The 14,120-nt window shown below is 64.2% G+C and carries 12 protein-coding genes; 6 read left to right on the top strand and 6 right to left on the bottom strand.

From position 1 onward, the window contains the following. Positions 1 to 3: 3 nt before the first annotated feature. Positions 4 to 627, top strand: coding sequence for an SOS response-associated peptidase (locus N7650_RS08315; RefSeq protein WP_009405900.1), 624 nt, complete (start codon positions 4 to 6; stop codon positions 625 to 627). A gap of 87 nt (positions 628 to 714) precedes the next feature. Here the strand turns inward: N7650_RS08315 and N7650_RS08310 are convergent, their stop codons facing one another. Further along, positions 715 to 2,856 (bottom strand): methyl-accepting chemotaxis protein, encoded by a 2,142-nt coding sequence (locus N7650_RS08310; protein WP_279897818.1) that lies wholly within the window; start codon positions 2,854 to 2,856, stop codon positions 715 to 717. A 157-nt stretch (positions 2,857 to 3,013) separates the two neighbouring features. On the opposite strand from N7650_RS08310, the gene N7650_RS08305 reads away from it, so the two are divergent. Continuing rightward, positions 3,014 to 3,829 carry a M48 family metallopeptidase gene (locus N7650_RS08305; RefSeq protein ID WP_037062075.1) on the top strand — a complete coding sequence of 272 codons (816 nt, stop codon included), beginning with the start codon at positions 3,014 to 3,016 and terminating at the stop codon, positions 3,827 to 3,829. 136 nt (positions 3,830 to 3,965) lie between these two features. Here the strand turns inward: N7650_RS08305 and N7650_RS08300 are convergent, their stop codons facing one another. From N7650_RS08300 to N7650_RS08280, 5 genes are all read right to left on the bottom strand, one after another. Then, complete coding sequence (locus N7650_RS08300; protein WP_170395132.1) at positions 3,966 to 4,550, bottom strand: TMEM165/GDT1 family protein; 585 nt, start codon at positions 4,548 to 4,550, stop codon at positions 3,966 to 3,968. A gap of 253 nt (positions 4,551 to 4,803) precedes the next feature. Then, complete coding sequence (locus N7650_RS08295; RefSeq protein ID WP_279897814.1) at positions 4,804 to 5,802, bottom strand: class I SAM-dependent methyltransferase; 999 nt, start codon at positions 5,800 to 5,802, stop codon at positions 4,804 to 4,806. 54 nt (positions 5,803 to 5,856) lie between these two features. Then, the gene (locus N7650_RS08290) at positions 5,857 to 6,813 is read right to left on the bottom strand and encodes a 2-hydroxyacid dehydrogenase (RefSeq protein ID WP_279897811.1); all 957 of its coding nucleotides are present in this window, start codon (positions 6,811 to 6,813) and stop codon (positions 5,857 to 5,859) included. 19 nt (positions 6,814 to 6,832) lie between these two features. Beyond that, on the bottom strand, positions 6,833 to 7,189 hold the full coding sequence (locus N7650_RS08285) for a MerR family transcriptional regulator (RefSeq protein ID WP_279897810.1): 357 nt from the start codon (positions 7,187 to 7,189) through the stop codon (positions 6,833 to 6,835). 12 nt (positions 7,190 to 7,201) lie between these two features. Further along, positions 7,202 to 7,777 (bottom strand): NAD(P)H-dependent oxidoreductase, encoded by a 576-nt coding sequence (locus N7650_RS08280; protein ID WP_279897808.1) that lies wholly within the window; start codon positions 7,775 to 7,777, stop codon positions 7,202 to 7,204. Positions 7,778 to 8,014: 237 nt separating this feature from the next. Between N7650_RS08280 and N7650_RS08275 the strand changes: the two genes are divergently transcribed. The 4 genes from N7650_RS08275 (at position 8,015) to N7650_RS08260 (ending at position 14,058) form a co-directional block, all read left to right on the top strand. Next, the gene (locus tag N7650_RS08275) at positions 8,015 to 8,641 is read left to right on the top strand and encodes a LysE family transporter (RefSeq protein WP_009405884.1); all 627 of its coding nucleotides are present in this window, start codon (positions 8,015 to 8,017) and stop codon (positions 8,639 to 8,641) included. Between the two features lie 137 nt (positions 8,642 to 8,778). After that, positions 8,779 to 10,461: a fatty acid--CoA ligase gene (locus N7650_RS08270; RefSeq protein ID WP_279897805.1), complete on the top strand. Its 1,683-nt coding sequence runs from the start codon at positions 8,779 to 8,781 to the stop codon at positions 10,459 to 10,461. A 322-nt stretch (positions 10,462 to 10,783) separates the two neighbouring features. Beyond that, entirely contained in the window at positions 10,784 to 12,664 is a 1,881-nt protein-coding gene (locus N7650_RS08265; RefSeq protein WP_009405880.1) for a DUF1302 domain-containing protein, read from the top strand. 29 nt (positions 12,665 to 12,693) lie between these two features. Continuing rightward, entirely contained in the window at positions 12,694 to 14,058 is a 1,365-nt protein-coding gene (locus N7650_RS08260) for a DUF1329 domain-containing protein (RefSeq protein ID WP_037062082.1), read from the top strand. The last annotated feature ends 62 nt before the right edge of the window (positions 14,059 to 14,120 follow it).

Here is a 14,120-nt window from a genome sequence, read left to right as displayed (position 1 = left end):
CTGATGTGTGGACGCTACGCTCTCTTTCGCTGGTCGCCGGCCTTCGCCGCGCTGCCCGGCTTCCCTGCTGACCAGAAGGCGCAGTGGAATATCTCCCCGGGTGCCCAGGTACTGATCCAGCGCCGCGAAGCCGACCGCTTGACCCTGGCCCGTGCCCGCTGGGGCTTGACGCCGTCCTGGCTCACCGACCTGACCCGCACTCCGGCCCACGCTCGCGCCGAAACCCTGGCCGACCAGCCGATGTTCCGCGACGCCTTCGCCAAACGCCGCTGCCTGCTGCCGGCCAACGGTTTCTACGAGTGGCGCGGCACCGCGCGCAAGCGCCCGTACTGGCTGACGCCAGGGGAGGGCGCGTCGTTGTTCTTCGCGGCGATCTGGGAAGCGTATCCGGTGCAGGAGCAGGTCTGGCTGAGTACGGCGGTGGTGACCCAGCCGGCCATGACCCAGCGCCGTCCGTTGATCCTCGATGCAGCAGGGCAGGCCGCCTGGCTGGATCCCGAGACCCCGCTGGCCGACCTCCATGCCCTGCTGGCCAGTCCGCCCGCCGCCTTGCGCGAGCGGGTGTTGGCCAACTTCGTCAATGATCCCAGGCTCGATGCGCCGGAGTGCCTGACCCCGGCCTCTTGAAGCTGCAAGCTTTAAGCTTAAAGCGGTAAGAAAGAGCAGTATGCGGCGCTTTTTCTTGCAGCTTATGGCTTGCAGCTTGCGGCTGAATCAAACGCGGAACTGGTTGATCAGCCGGCGCTGCTGCTCGGCCAGCTTGGTCAGCTCGGCACTGGCGCTGCTCGACTCGTCGGCGCCGCCGGCCACTTCGTTGGCGACCTGGCCGATATTGATCACGTTGCGGTTGATATCCTCGGCCACCGCGCTCTGTTCCTCGGCGGCACTGGCGATCTGGGTGTTCATGTCATTGATCACCGACACTGCGCGGGTGATGCTTTCCAACGCATCCGCAGCCTTCGCCGCCTGCTGCACGCTGATGTCGGTCTTGCCCTGGCTGTCCTCCATCACTCGCACGACATCGCGTGTGCCCTGCTGCAGTTGCTGGATCATCTGCTGGATTTCTTCGGTGGCCTGCTGGGTTTTCTGCGCCAGGTTGCGCACTTCGTCGGCGACCACGGCGAAACCACGCCCCTGCTCACCGGCCCGGGCTGCTTCGATGGCGGCGTTGAGAGCCAGCAGGTTGGTCTGTTCGGCGATGGCGCGGATCGCCACGAGGATCGCATTGATGTTCTCGCTGTCCCGGGCCAGGGTCTGCACCACGCCCACGGCGCGGCCGATCTCGTCGGCCAGCGCGGTGATGGACTGCGAGGTGTCGCGCACGATCGACAGGCCCTGGTTGGCCGCCTGGTCGGCGTTGCTCGCGGCCTGCGCGGCGTGGGTGGCATTGCGCGCGACGTCCTGGGCGGTGGCGGTCATTTCATGGACGGCGGTAGCGACCAGATCGATCTCCGCCATCTGCTTGTGCACGCCCTGGTTGGTGCGGATGGCGATGTCGGCGGTGTGCTCCGACGAGTCGCTGACCTTCTGCACCGAAGTCACCACCTGGCTGATCATGGTCTGCAGCTTGCCAAGGAAGGTGTTGAAGCCCTTGGCGATCGAGCCCAGTTCGTCGGCGCGGTCGCTGTGCAGGCGGCGGGTGAGGTCGCCTTCGCCCTGGGCGATATCGTCGAGCATCGCCACCATCTGCCGCAGCGGGCGGGCTATGCCGTGGGCCAGCAGCCAGATGACCAGCAGGCCGAGGGCGGCGATGGCCAGACCGACCAGGGTCATGCCGGTGAGGTCGGTGCGGCGTTGTTCGCTCAGTTCGTTCTGCATCTTCTCGGCGTCGGCCATCACCGCGCTCAGCGGCAGGTCGATCAGCAGGGTCCAGCGCTGCGCGGTATCGCCAATCTGGAAGGGCAGGAACAGACGGATCTGCCCGGCATCACGGTCCAGTTCATAGCGCAGCGCGTCGCCGCTCAGCTTGCCCAGGCCGGCGGTGTCGGCGGCGGGCAGGACATCGCTGGCCTTCTCGCCGAACTTGCCCTCGTCCCTGGTGTAGGCGACCAGGCGGCCGTTATTGGCGACCAGCGCCAGCTCGCCGGCACCGTCGTAGAGCTGGGCGTCGGCTGCCTTGAGCAGGTCCTGGATGAAGTTCACCGACAGGTCGGCGCCAACGATGCCGTGGAACTGACCGTCGACCAGGATCGGCTGGATAAAGGAGGCGAGCATCACCATCTTGTCGCCGACCTTGTATGGCGCCGGGTCGATGACGCAGGCCCGCTTGCTTTCCTTCGAGCACAGGTAGTACTCGCTGGCGCGCACGCCGGTGGAGAGCAGGGTGTCGTTGCTCAGGTCGACCAGCTTCTCAAGGGCGAGGCTGCCGTCGGTATTGCGGTACCACCAGGGCTGGAAGCGGCCATTGGCTGGATCGATGCCTTCGACCGTGGTCCCGACATAGCTGCCGTCATTACGGTCGACGCCATTCGGCTCCCAGGCGACATAGGTGCCCAGCAGCAGCGGGTTATCCACCAGGGTCTGCTTGAGCAGGCCGATCAACTGCTCGCGCTCGATCTTCAGGCGCGAGTTGCCGGCTTCGTCCTTCAGGCCGATCTGGGCATTGGCGGTCGCGATGCCGCGGGTGATCAGCAGTGGCGCTTCCAGGCGCCGGAGAATCTGGCTGGCCTGGGTCTGGGCCAGGGCGGTGAGGCGCTGTTCGATCACCGCATCGAACTGCTCCTGGGTCCGGCGTTCCACCAGGTCCTGGGTCCGGGCCCCGGAAATCACTGCATACAGCACCAGTGCCGCGACGATACTCAACACGATAGCGCCCGCCAGGGCGGCAACGGAAAACTGGATCGACTTGAACTTCATGGGAGCTCCGAACGCAGGGGAAGGTCGCCTTGCTCCGCTGTTATCGGCGCGAAACCACTAAATCATTAGGCGGTCTGAGAGAAATCTTTGCTTACGGTTGTGGCGCGATCACTGGCACCGTCCTAGGATACGGCCCATGTCAGAACGGAGTTTTTTCATGCGTAGATTGATTGTTGTCGGTGCTTTGGGCGCTTCGATCCTGGCCGGTTGCCAGGCGGTGAACACCACCAGCGGCGGCGCGGTCGGGGTCGAGCGCAAGCAGTACATGTTCAGCATGCTGTCGACCGACCAGGTCAACCAGATGTACGCCCAGTCCTACCAGCAGACCCTCGGCGAGGCGTCCGGCAAGGGTGTGCTGGACAAGACCAGCGCCAATGCCAAGCGGATCCAGGCCATCGCCGATCGCCTGATCGCCCAGGCGCCGAAATTCCGCCCGGATTCGGCGCAATGGCAGTGGGAGGTCAACCTGATCAAGAGCGACGAGCTCAACGCCAACTGCGGCCCTGGCGGCAAGATCATTTTCTATACGGGCCTGATCGACAAGCTGAAGCTGACCGACGATGAAATCGCCGCGGTGATGGGCCATGAAATCGCCCACGCCTTGCGTGAGCACGGGCGCGAAGCGATGTCCAAGGCCTATGGCATCCAGATGGCGCGTTCCGGCGCGGGAGCCTTGCTCGGCCTGGGTGAAGACAGCCTGCAGCTTGCGGACACCGTCGTGCAGTACAGCCTGACCCTGCCCAACAGCCGCAGCAACGAAAACGAGGCCGATCTGATCGGCCTGGAGCTGGCGGCCCGTGCCGGCTACAACCCGAACGCCGCGATCACCCTGTGGAACAAGATGGCCCAGGCCTCGGGAGGCGAGGCACCGCCGGAGTTCATGAGCACCCACCCGGCCTCGGATAGCCGCATTGCCTCGTTGCAGGCGGCGATTCCGAAGGTGATGCCGCTGTACGAGCAGGCGAAAAAATAAATCTCCCAGCCTACTCTGCCCTTGTGGGAGCTGGCTTGCCAGCGATGAGGACGGCCCGGGCAATGATGTTGCCGGGTCGGGCCAAATCGCTGGCAAGCCAGCTCCCACAGGGTTTTGTGCAGCCCGTCAGATCGCCTCAGCCCACCCAGCCACTGGCCTGCATCGCCGAATACACGGCGATCAGCGCCAGCACCGCGAACGCGCTCGCCGCCAGTCGGCGGATCAGGGTCAACGGCAGTTTTTCCGCGGCGAAGTTGCCCGCCAATACCACCGGCACGTTGGCAATCAGCATGCCCAGGGTGGTGCCGATGATCACCATGATCAGATGCGGATACTGCGCCGCCAGCATCACCGTGGCGACCTGGGTCTTGTCGCCGATCTCGGCCAGGAAGAACGCGATCAGCGTGGTCAGGAACGGCCCGTAGCGCTTCGCGGTACTGGCTTCGTCATCGTCCATCTTGTCCGGAATCAGCGTCCAGGCGGCGGTTGCGAGGAAGCTCGCGGCCAGGATCCAGTGCAGGGTGACATTGCTGAAGAAGCTGCCCACCCAGGCCCCGACGGCACCGGCGGCGGCATGGTTGGCAAGGGTCGCGGCAACGATGCCGGCGATGATCGGCCAGGGCTTGCGGAAGCGCGCGGCGAGAATGAGGGCAAGCAGTTGCGTCTTGTCGCCGATTTCAGCGAGGGCAACGATTCCGGTGGGGACGAGCAGCGATTCCAGCATCAGGATTCCTACGGGGGCGGGTCGACACGGCTATGACACGTACGACCTCCCCGCCCCGGGTAAGGTGTGCGTGTCATAGGTCTTGTCAAACCCTGGATCCGTCTGGTGCGGATCGTGGGTCGTGCGCGCCATGGTCTGTGGACCAAGTATGTTGACGTCGCACCATGCGAGCAGGGCGCTCGCGGGAGACTACTCCCCTAGGACGGGGCGGATTCTGCCCGCGCCGATCGGTTTGTGCAAGCGCTGTTTCTCAGTTGCGCAATGCCCGGTAGATCTTGAATCCGTCGGCCTGGACCAGTGTCTCGCAGTTGCCCAGGGCCGCTTCGATCAGCGGCGGATAGCGCAGGAAGCTGTTCGCCACAAGGCGCATTTCCCCACCTTTTCCCAGATGATCGGCAGATTTTCTCAACAGGTTTTCCGAGGCCTGGTAATTGGTGTGGACGCCGGTGTGAAAGGGCGGATTGCTCAGGATCACATTCAGCGCACGCGGGGCTGCGTCGATGCCGTCGCCACTGATGACGTCGCCCTCCAGCCCGTTGGCGGCCAGGGTCAGGCGGCTGCTGGCGACCGCAAAGGCATCGACGTCGAGCAGGGTGACCCGGCTCTGTGGATAACGCCGCTTGATGGTCGCGCCAAGCACCCCGGCACCGCAGCCGAAATCCAGCACATGGCCCGTCGGCAGGCCGTCCAGATACTCCAGCAACAGGGCCGTGCCCCGGTCCAGGCGGCCATGGCTGAATACCCCCGGCAGGCTGACCACCTGCAGCGGACCATCGCTTAGCGGCAGCTCGAAGCGCAGGGCCAGGCTGTCCAGCGGCTGCGCCACCGGTGGGTTATCCACCGTCACCTGCCAGAGCTGGCAGTGCCGGGCGCTGTCGAGCTTGCGTGGCTTGCCGAAGGCATGCAGTTGCTTCGCCGCGCCCTCGATGCCGCCGCGTTTCTCACCGACCAGGTACAAGGTGCGCCCGCCCAGGCGCGAGGCGAGGGCGTTGAGCAAATAGTTGGCGAGGTCCCGGGACTTGGGCAGGAACAATACGGCCGCCTCGAAGGCGACGTCCGGTACTTCCACCCCGTAATGGCTGCGCCCGGCGAAACGTGCATCGAGCAGTGCCTGGTCGCCCGCATGCCAGCTCCAGCCATGCGCCTGGGCAAAGCTGCCCAGCAGGCTGTCGGCGGGCAAGCCGGCGAGCAGCAGCGGGCCGGTGAACAGATCGGCCTGACGAAGCAACACTTCACTGCGCGGGTCCATGGACGGCGGCTCCTGAGAAAAAAGGGGGCGAATTCTAGCAGAAGCCGGCCTTTGTCAGCTGACCACGCGGCGCGGCGCTCCGGCGAGGAAGGCCCGGGCGTTCTCGGCCAGTTGACCGACGATACGCTGGCGCGCTTCCACCGCGCCCCAGGCGCTGTGCGGAGTAACGATCAGGCGCGGGATATCGGCTGCCAGCAGCGGATTGCCGTTGACCGGCGGCTCCACCGTCAGCACATCGGTGGCCGCTCCGCCCAAGTGCCCGGAACGCAGGGCGTCGGCCAGGGCCTGTTCGTCGATCAACCCGCCGCGGGCGGTATTGACGACGAAAGCCCCGGGCTTGAGCAAGGCCAGTTGCGCGGCGCCGATCATGTTGCGCGTGTTGTCGTTGAGCGGGCAGTGCAGGGTCAGGGCATCCACCTGCGGCAACAGTTCTTCGAGGCCCAGGCGGTCATTGCGCGCCGGGCGGCCGGGCAACTGGCCCATCAGCACGCGCATGCCGAAGGCCTCGGCCAGGCGCGCCACTGCGCCGCCCAGTTCGCCATGGCCGAGCAGGCCGAGGGTCTTGCCTTCCAGCTCGACGATAGGGAAGTCCAGCAGGCAGAACTGTTTGGCCTGGCTCCACTTGCCGTCGGCCACCGCTCGCTGGTAATCCGGCAGGCGGGTCGCCAGGGCGAGCAGCAGGGCCAGGGTGTGCTGGGCCACCGACGGCGTGCCGTAGCCCTGGCAATTGCTGACGACGATGCCGCGCTCGCGGGCGGCCTGCAGGTCGATATTGTTGGTGCCGGTGGCAGCCACCAGGATCAGCTTCAGGTCGGGACAGGCCTTGATCACCGCCGCGTCCAGCAGCACCTTGTTGCTGATCGCCACGCTGGCGCCTTGCAAACGCTCCACCACCTGTTCCGGCGCGGTGGCGGCGTGCACGTCCAGGCGGCTGAAACTCTCGCGCAGGCCACTGAGGTCGAGATCGCCCAGGTCCAGCGAGCTGTGGTCGAGAAAGACGGCGTGGGTCATGGCGGGGCTCCTGGAAAATTCAGAGATGGAAACAGCTGTCGGGAATCTGCTGGAGACTAGCGTCGAAGGCATGCAGGTCGGCGAGCTGGCGTTGCAGTTGGTCGATCCGCTGCTGCACCTGCGCGCTCTTTGCCGCAATGGCCGCGCGGATGCTGTCGCGGCCGGTCTGGTCGTTGGCCATTAGAGCCTGCATCTCCCTGAGGGTAAAGCCGAGCTTCTGCGCGCACTTGACCAGCACCAGCAACTCGACGGCGTGCTGGTCATAGATCCGGTACTTGCCATGGCGTCGGGGCTTGGGCAGCAGGCCGATGCTTTCGTAATGGCGGATGGTCTTGACGGTGGTCGCGGACAGGCGGGCGGCTTCGCCGATATACATCGAAGATCCTTTTCAACGCTGGGCCAGGGCGTGCGTCTTCGCAAGCCAGGCCTGGCGCCGCTGGGGTGTGGACGAGAGAAGAGGGCCGAACGTTAACGTCTTTTCCGGGCGGATACCACAGAAGGCCAGGGTGGTGCGGCGCATCTGGTGCAGGCCGGGCATCGCGTATATCCAGCGGTAATACCAGGGTGGCGTGTCCATGGTCACCAGCAAATGGGCGTGGCGGCCGGCGAGCAGTTTTTCCGGGAAGGGTGATCCGGATTTGTAGCGGAAGGCAAAGCCCGGGAGCAGCACGCGGTCGAGAAAGCCCTTGAGCAACGCCGGAATGCCGCCCCACCAGATGGGAAAGACCAGGACCAGGCGGCTGGCCCGGGTGATGGCCTGTTGCGCGTCGAGCAGGTCCGGCTCGAGAGGCTGGGGCTTGCGGTAGCCCTGGCGCAGGATGGGATCGAAGTCCAGTTCGCCGAGGCTGATCAGGCGCACTTCGTGGCCGGCCTGCAGGGCTGTGTCGCGGTACTGCCGGGCGAGAGCGGCGCAGAAGCTGTCGCGGGACGGGTGGCCGAGGAGAATGAGGATGCGTTGGGTCATGATGGGTTCCTGCTGGAAAGCAGGGCAGGATGGAGGCTGACCCATGGGGGAGAGTCAAATTTTGTAGTGACTTCACTGGCCTCATCGCTGGCAAGCCAGCTCCCACAGTGGAGCGGTGCACACGGACCCTGTGGGAGCTGGCTTGCCAGCGATGACGTCAGTGAAGTCACCCTTACCACCGATGTTGTAACAAAGTGTTAAGGTAAGCACCCTCTTCCTCACCAGGAGCCTCCGTTCGTGTACTGGGCAGAATTCCTCACCGTCGCACTCATCCACCTGCTCGCCGTGGCCAGCCCCGGTCCCGACTTTGCCGTGGTAGTGCGGGAAAGTGTTACCCACGGCCGCCGCGCCGGTACCTGGACCGCCTTTGGCGTCGGCACGGCGATCTTCCTGCATGTCGGCTATTCGCTGCTGGGCATCGGCCTGATCGTGTCGCAGTCGATCATGCTGTTCAATGCGCTGAAATGGGCCGCCGCGGCGTATCTGGTGTACATCGGGTTCAAGGCCTTGCGCGCCCGTCCGGCCGCCGCCGGCGAGGCGGTCCAGGTCTCCACGGTCGAGCGCACTCCACGGGCGGCCTGGATCGCCGGTTTCATGACCAATGGCCTCAACCCCAAGGCGACCCTGTTCTTCCTGTCCCTGTTTACCGTGGTCATCGACCCGCACACCCCGCTGCTGGTCCAGGCCGGTTATGGCGTCTACCTGGCCCTGGCCACCGGCCTCTGGTTCTGCCTGGTCGCGATGCTGTTCAGCCAGGCCCGTGTGCGCGCCACCTTCGCCCGCATGGGGCATTGGTTCGACCGTGCGATGGGGGCGGTGCTGATCGCCCTGGGAATCAGGATCGCCTTCAGCGAAATGCGCTGACCGAAGCGCCCGACGGCGTGCCCGTCGGGTCGGGAGGCGGCCAAATCATTCCTTTGGCTGATTTTGCCGCCGCAGCCCCGTTCTAGAGTAAGGACCCTGTGTCCAATGCCTCGTGCAACTCCAGAAAAGGGATTCCCATGTTGCAGACTCGTGTCATTGCCCCCGCCCAGGGTGCCTACCAGTTCCCGCTGCTGATCAAGCGCTTGCTGATGTCCGGCAGCCGCTACGAGAAAACCCGCGAGATCGTCTATCGCGATCAGCTGCGCTACAGCTACCCGACCCTCAACGAGCGCATCGCGCGCCTGGCCAACGTCCTCACCGAGGCCGGGGTCAAGGCCGGGGACACCGTGGCGGTGATGGACTGGGACAGCCATCGCTACCTGGAATGCATGTTCGCCATCCCCATGATCGGCGCGGTGGTACACACCATCAACGTGCGGCTGTCGCCCGAACAGATCCTCTACACCATGAACCACGCCGAAGACCGCTTCGTGCTGGTCAACAGCGATTTCGTCGGGCTCTACCAGGCCATCGCCGGGCAACTGACCACGGTGCAAAACACCCTGCTGCTGACCGACGGCGAGGAGAAAACCGCCGAACTGCCCAACCTGGTGGGCGAGTACGAGCAACTGCTGGCCGCCGCCAGCCCTCACTACGATTTCCCGGATTTCGACGAGAATTCCGTCGCCACCACCTTCTACACCACCGGCACCACCGGCAACCCCAAGGGGGTGTACTTCACCCATCGGCAACTGGTCCTGCACACCATGGGCGTGGCCACTGTTACCGGCAGCATCGACAGCGTGCGCCTGCTCGGCACCGACGACGTGTACATGCCGATCACCCCGATGTTCCACGTGCATGCCTGGGGCATTCCCTACGTCGCCACCATGCTCGGGCTCAAGCAGGTGTATCCCGGGCGCTACGAGCCGGACATGCTGGTCCGGCTATGGCGCGAGGAGAAAGTCAGCTTCTCCCACTGCGTGCCGACCATCCTGCAGATGCTGCTGCACTGCAAGACCGCGCAGAACGAAGACTTCGGCGGCTGGAAGATCATTATCGGCGGCAGCGCGCTGAACCGTGCCCTGTACGAAGCGGCGAAGGCCCGTGGCATCCAGCTGACGGCGGCCTACGGCATGTCGGAAACCTGCCCGCTGATTTCCTGCGCCCACCTCAACGAAGAGCTGCTTGCCGGCAGCGAGGACGAGCGCATCACCTACCGGATCAAGGCCGGCGTGCCGGTACCCTTGGTCGAAGCGGCGATCATCGATGGCGACGGCAACTTCCTGCCCGCCGATGGCGAGTCCCAGGGCGAACTTGTATTGCGGGCGCCGTGGCTGACCATGGGCTACTTCCGCGAGCCGGAGAAGAGCGAGGAACTGTGGGCCGGTGGCTGGCTGCATACCGGTGACGTCGCCACCCTCGACGCCATGGGCGTGATCGATATCCGCGACCGCATCAAGGACGTGATCAAGACCGGTGGCGAGTGGATCTCGTCACTGGACCTGGAAGACCTGATCAGCCGCCATGCCGCAGTGCGCGAGGTGGCAGTGGTGGGCGTTGCCGATCCGCAGTGGGGCGAGCGCCCGTTCGCCCTGCTGGTGGTGCACGAAGGGGCCAGCATCGACGCCCGGGTCTTGAAGGAGCACCTCAAGCCGTTCGTCGAGCTGGGGCATATCAACAAGTGGGCGATCCCCAGCCAGATCGCCGTTTTTACCGAAATTCCCAAGACCAGCGTCGGCAAGCTGGACAAGAAGCGCATCCGCGTCGACATCATCGAATGGCAGGCCAGCAACAGCGCATTTCTTTCCACCCTCTGAGCCGCTCCGGCTCGCGCCCTGGCCGGCGCGAGCCGTGTTGCAGACGCTTCGCGGCCTTGTGAAATGAAAAATATCAGCCATTCTTTGCCCGGCCAGTCCTCGTGTCGTCCGCTCTGGCAGCAGCACGGGCGAGGGTGATGTGCAAATCACACTTTAGAGGGATCAAGCACTACTACCTGCTGGCTATAGTCGGGTCAGGGGATTTTGAGGAATGGGGACCGCGCAACTGCGCAACCGACACGCCCTGCCAACTGGCGACCGATCGGCCTCGTTTCTTTGAAGGACTCACTGCCATAAAAATAAAGTACATGGAGTAGCGTCGATGACATCAGTAAATCTGTTCTGGCGCCGGGCAAAACTGCCCCTGGCCGTCAGCCTCGCTTCTACGCTTGCAAGCCCTGCATTCGCGGTCAGTTTCAACATCGGGGAGATCGAGGGCAGCTTCGACTCGTCGCTGTCGGTCGGCGCCAGCTGGTCCACGCAAAGCCCGAACAAGAACCTGATCGGGGTGAACAACGGCGGCAAGGGTCTGTCCCAGACCTCCGACGACGGTCACCTGAACTTCAAGCGCGGTGAAACCTTCTCGAAGATCTTCAAGGGTATCCATGACCTGGAGCTGAAATACGGCGACACCGGTGTCTTCGTGCGCGGCAAGTACTGGTATGACTTCGAGCTGAAGGACGAGCACCGCGAGTTCAAGGACATCAGCGACTCCAACCGCAAGGAGGGGGCACAGTCCTCCGGCGGGCAGATTCTCGACGCATTCGTCTATCACAACTACTCCATTGCCGATCAGCCGGGCTCGGTACGTTTGGGCAAGCAGGTGGTGAGCTGGGGTGAAAGTACCTTCATCGGCAGCGGCATCAACGCCATCAACCCGATCGACGTGGCCGCGTTCCGTCGCCCGGGTTCCGAGATCAAGGAAGGCCTGATCCCGGTCAACATGTTCTATTTCTCCCAGAGCCTGACCGACAACCTCTCGGCCGAGGCCTTCTACCAGCTCGAATGGGACCAGACCGTAGTGGACAACTGCGGCACCTTCTTCTCGCAGCCGGACGTGATTGCCGATGGTTGCTCCGACAACCTGCGCGTACTGTCCAGCAGTCGTGCCCTGTCGGCACCCGTGCAGGCGCTGTTGCGCAGCCGGGGCATCGATGTCAACGAAGAAGGGGTGAAAGTCGCCCGCGGACCTGACCGCGACGCACGCGACAGCGGGCAGTTCGGTGTGGCGTTGCGCTACATGTTCGAGCCGTTGAACACCGAGTTCGGCCTGTACGCCATGAACTATCACAGCCGGGCGCCGATCTTCAGTGCAACCGGCGCGCCGCAGGCGGCCTACACGGCAGCGGCAGCATCGGGGGCCCTGGCTCCGGTCATCGTCGCCGGCAACTCGAAGTACTTCGTCGAGTACCCGGAAGACATCCGTCTCTACGGCCTGAGCTTCTCCACCACGCTGCCCACCGGTACCGCCTGGAGCGGCGAGATCAGCTACCGTCCCAATGCTCCGGTACAGCTGAACACCACCGACATCCTGTATGCCGGCGTCACCGCCTTGCCACCGGCATTCGGCCTGAGCAACGCATCCCTGCTCAAGGGCCAACCGGGCCAGGACCTGCACGGTTACCGCCGCAAGGAAGTGACCCAGTTGCAAACCACCTTCACGCACTTCTTCGACCAGGTGATGGGCGCCAGCCGCCTGACGCTGGTGGGTGAAGTCGGCATGACCGTGGTGGGTGGCCTGGAAAGCAGCGACAAGGTGCGTTACGGCCGTGACCCGGTCTTCGGCCCAGGCCCTCTGCCAGCCACCGCGGGCCGCAATACCTGCGCGGTGCTCAACACCAACACCATCGCCGGTGCCGCCAACGGAGCGTCCACGGCCAACCTTACGCGCAACTGCGAAGACGACGGCTATACCACCCGTACTTCCTGGGGCTACCGCGGCCGTGCGATCTGGGACTACCCGGACGTGTTCGCAGGCGTGAACCTCAAGCCGAGCGTGGCCTGGTCCCACGACGTCGACGGCTACTCGCCTGGCCCTGGCGGCAACTTCGAGGAAGGTCGCAAGGCGATCAGCCTCGGCCTGGATGCCGACTACCTCAACACCTACAACGTCAGCCTGTCGTACACCAACTTCTTCGACGGCAAGTACAGCACCGTGGATGACCGCGACTTCGTCGCCCTCAGCTTCGGCGTGAACTTCTAAGCGCATTTTCCAGGAAGAAGCACATGACCATGAAAAGCACCAAGACTTTGCTGAAAGCCGGCGTACTGGGCCTGTCCCTGCTGGCGAGCAGCGTGATGGCCGCAGTTTCCGCCGACGAAGCCGCCAAGCTGGGCACTACCCTGACTCCGATGGGTGCGGAAAAGGCCGGTAACGCCGATGGCTCCATCGGCCCGTGGGAGCCGCTGTCGAAAACCGCCGGCAGCGCCGATGCCCGGGGCTTCCTGTCCGATCCTTACGGTACCGACAAGCCGCTGTTCACCATCACTGCGCAGAACGTCGAGCAGTACAAGGACAAGCTGGCTCCTGGGCAGATCGCCATGCTCAAGCGCTATCCAGACACCTTCAAGATCCCGGTATACAAGACCCACCGCGGCGCCACCGTACCGGACGACGTCTTTGCCGCGATCAAGAAGAACGCCACCGCGACCACCCTGGTCGAAGGCGGCAACGGCCTGAACAACTTCCAGGTCGCCGTGCCGTTCCCGATTCCGAAAAGCGGTGTGGAAGTCATCTGGAACCACATCACCCGCTATCGCGGTGGCAGCGTGTCCCGCCTGGTAACCCAGGCCACGCCGCAGCAGAACGGCAGCTACAGTCTGGTGTACTTCGCTGACCAGTTCGTTTTCCGCGACCGGATGAAGGACTTCGATCCGGCCAACCCGGGCAACGTGCTGTTCTACTTCAAGCAGGAAGTGACCGCCCCGGCACGTCTGGCCGGTACCGTGCTGCTGGTCCACGAGACCCTCGACCAGGTCAAGGAGCCACGCAAGGCGTGGATCTACAACGCCGGCCAGCGTCGGGTACGCCAGGCACCGCAAGTGTCGTACGACGGTCCGGGTACCGCCGCCGATGGTCTGCGCACCTCCGACAACCTAGACATGTTCAACGGCGCGCCGGATCGCTACGACTGGAAACTGGAAGGCAAGAAGGAGATGTACATCGCCTCCAACGCCTACAAGCTGGACTCGCCGACCCTCAAGTACGCCGACATCATCAAGCCGGGCCATATCAACCAGGACCTGACCCGCTACGAGCTGCGCCGTGTCTGGCACGTGGTCGCCACCCTGAAGCCGGGCCAGCGGCACATCTACGCCAAGCGTGACTTCTACATCGACGAGGACACCTGGCAAGCCGCGGTGATCGACCAGTATGACGGCCGTGGCCAGCTGTGGCGTGTGTCCGAGGCCCATGCCCAGGACTATTACAACGTCCAGGTCCCGTGGTACACCCTGGAGGCCATCTACGACCTGCAATCGGGCCGTTACCTGGCACTGGGCATGAAGAACGAAGAGAAGAAAGCCTACGACTTCGGCTTCACCGCCTCCAAGGCTGACTTCCAGCCGGCGGCCCTGCGTCAGAGCGGTATTCGTTAAGTTTCACCTACTCCGTGTGATCCCCCAGAACGCCCCGGCTTGCCGGGGCGTTTTGATTTGTG

Source organism: Pseudomonas sp. GD04058, from assembly GCF_029836855.1.
Classification (GTDB): Bacteria; Pseudomonadota; Gammaproteobacteria; order Pseudomonadales; family Pseudomonadaceae; genus Aquipseudomonas; species Aquipseudomonas bharatica.
This window is presented reverse-complemented; position numbering and strand designations above follow the sequence as displayed.

Excerpts from the sequence above, each read along its gene's own strand:
- N7650_RS08315 (WP_009405900.1), top strand. The coding sequence starts at position 4 with ATGTGTGGACGCTACGCTCTCTTTCGCTGGTCGCCGGCCTTCGCCGCG.
- N7650_RS08310 (WP_279897818.1), bottom strand. The coding sequence starts at position 2,856 with ATGAAGTTCAAGTCGATCCAGTTTTCCGTTGCCGCCCTGGCGGGCGCT.
- N7650_RS08305 (WP_037062075.1), top strand. The coding sequence starts at position 3,014 with ATGCGTAGATTGATTGTTGTCGGTGCTTTGGGCGCTTCGATCCTGGCC.
- N7650_RS08295 (WP_279897814.1), bottom strand. The coding sequence starts at position 5,802 with ATGGACCCGCGCAGTGAAGTGTTGCTTCGTCAGGCCGATCTGTTCACC.
- N7650_RS08290 (WP_279897811.1), bottom strand. The coding sequence starts at position 6,813 with ATGACCCACGCCGTCTTTCTCGACCACAGCTCGCTGGACCTGGGCGAT.
- N7650_RS08285 (WP_279897810.1), bottom strand. The coding sequence starts at position 7,189 with ATGTATATCGGCGAAGCCGCCCGCCTGTCCGCGACCACCGTCAAGACC.
- N7650_RS08280 (WP_279897808.1), bottom strand. The coding sequence starts at position 7,777 with ATGACCCAACGCATCCTCATTCTCCTCGGCCACCCGTCCCGCGACAGC.
- N7650_RS08270 (WP_279897805.1), top strand. The coding sequence starts at position 8,779 with ATGTTGCAGACTCGTGTCATTGCCCCCGCCCAGGGTGCCTACCAGTTC.
- N7650_RS08265 (WP_009405880.1), top strand. The coding sequence starts at position 10,784 with ATGACATCAGTAAATCTGTTCTGGCGCCGGGCAAAACTGCCCCTGGCC.
- N7650_RS08260 (WP_037062082.1), top strand. The coding sequence starts at position 12,694 with ATGAAAAGCACCAAGACTTTGCTGAAAGCCGGCGTACTGGGCCTGTCC.